The sequence below is a fragment of the Bacillus sp. AY2-1 genome (genome assembly GCF_008368965.1).
GTDB lineage: Bacteria > Bacillota > Bacilli > Bacillales > Bacillaceae_G > Bacillus_A > Bacillus_A thuringiensis_S.
In genome coordinates this window covers 1-1,816 of record NZ_QPEL01000285.1, presented here as the reverse complement: position 1 = coordinate 1,816, position 1,816 = coordinate 1, and the positions used below count along the sequence as shown (strand labels likewise).

The window sequence follows — 1,816 nt, the reverse complement described above, 5'->3', positions numbered from 1 at the left end:
TCTTACTTAGTCATTGTTACTTCAAGTGGATTTCGCCCCACCATTTACTGAAATTGCGAAAACCAAGCTAAAGTAGGAAGCGTGATGAGTCAACGTACAAGATACTTATGTTTTCACCGTAGGGACTACTGGTAGAGCCTGCTAAGATAACCGGTGGATACATCAGGTGTTCACAGGAATCCCCCACTTCAAACAGTCCGTAAGGATGGTTCAAACTGTTAAATGTAAATAATCTGGTAGAGCCTGCTAAGATAACCGGTGGATACATCAGGTGTTCACCCCCACTTCAAACAGTCCGTAAGGATGGTTCAAACTGTTAAATGTAAATAATCATCTATTTGTTAACTACCTATAAGTTCTAGAAAAGAATCTGAATCTGGCCAAGGAAATCCACGCATGTGTCCTCACCCCATCGCTATCAAGCTAAGCTTATACAAAGTCAATTTTAGACGAGATTGTTTCTTTTTTCTCTTATAACTTGATCTTGTAATCGTTTTTGTTGCTGTTGTTTTGTTAATCGATGAACAATTACACGAGCTGGCACTTTATCAATCATTCCTACATAAGCATCAGCTATTTCAAATGTTTGTCCTGGTTGAAGGAAGTTCATTAACGTCTCCATATCTATCTGTATATACTCTGTACCTTTCTTAATTCTTCCGTCTTGAAAATAATCAGGGTTAAAATTTTTTGATACATACGTGTATTCGACTTGATACGAGAGATATAGTAGTCCTCTTTATCTTGTATATCTTGAAGGTCTTTTAAATGAAAATATCCTAAATCTCAAATACATAAATCATTTGCTGTCACATTCTGGCTCACCCATACACATAAAGCGACTAAATCTTTTGCTTGATACTTACTAGTTCGTTGTACAAAACCAACATCTCTAGCAAGATCCCATAAAGTATTTGGAGATAAAAAACTTTGAATCTCTTGAGCAAATAGTTGTAATTCATCAGACACAGAAACAGAAATAAAAAACGCCACCCTTTTCTATGATTCTATAGAAAGGATATCGTATTTTCATATTTGTAGGTTGGTTTTAGATATAAAAAATAATAGAAATGTAAAAAAAGATATTAGTAATATATATATGTCTTAATGGAAAATATATATTTCATTTAATTTAAAAATAATATAATATATAGAATATAAGATTTATAATATGAAGTTTATTTTTACAAATGAGGTGTATTTAATGTCTGTAAGTAAAATGAAAATTGCAAGAGCAGAAAAAGGTCTAACCCAACAAGAGTTAGCCGATATTGTGAACGTTACACGACAAACCATTAGTCTTATTGAAAGTAATAAATTTAACCCTTCTTTAAAACTTTGCATTCATATAGCTAAAACATTAGATAAAACATTAGATAAATTATTTTGGGAGGAACTTTAAAATGGAAAAACTAAAAAAATGGTTTTCACTCAGTACACAATCAGATGAAAGAATTCAACAAATCGAAATGAAGATTTGGGCTCAATCTGGAATTGTTGTCCTACTTATAGCTTTTGCTGATTTTATAATAAGAGGAGCATATCTACACCGTCCATTTTTAGAATGGGCTGCTTCATTAGCCATTATAATTTTTTATATGATATTCTTTTTTATTAAATCTATTTTGACTGGTATTTATGAAACAGATATTAATAATAAAGAACAATTAAATGAAAAGTTAAAAGAAAAAATGAGTAATACCTTTATTTTATGTTTTGTCGCAATAGGTGCTACCACATACAAATATAACTTACCTGAAGATTTCGTTGGATGGTTATCAGTAATAGCAAGATTTATTATACTTTTCGCTTTCCT

General features: G+C 31.3%; 2 protein-coding genes and 1 pseudogene. 2 read left to right on the top strand and 1 reads right to left on the bottom strand.

The window, feature by feature from the left end; all coding sequences use genetic code 11:
• Positions 1 to 451: 451 nt before the first annotated feature.
• Positions 452 to 981, bottom strand: a pseudogene (locus DN403_RS30440) (transposase); the annotation flags it as partial.
• A gap of 223 nt (positions 982 to 1,204) precedes the next feature.
• Here DN403_RS30440 and DN403_RS30435 point away from each other — a divergent pair.
• Together DN403_RS30435 and DN403_RS30430 are read left to right on the top strand one after the other, a co-directional pair.
• A complete protein-coding gene (locus DN403_RS30435) occupies positions 1,205 to 1,402 on the top strand; it encodes a helix-turn-helix transcriptional regulator (protein ID WP_149186102.1) in 198 nt (65 codons plus the stop codon).
• Between the two features lies 1 nt (position 1,403).
• A partial coding sequence (locus DN403_RS30430) for a DUF6773 family protein (protein ID WP_149186101.1) occupies positions 1,404 to 1,816 on the top strand: 413 nt, incomplete at its 3' end.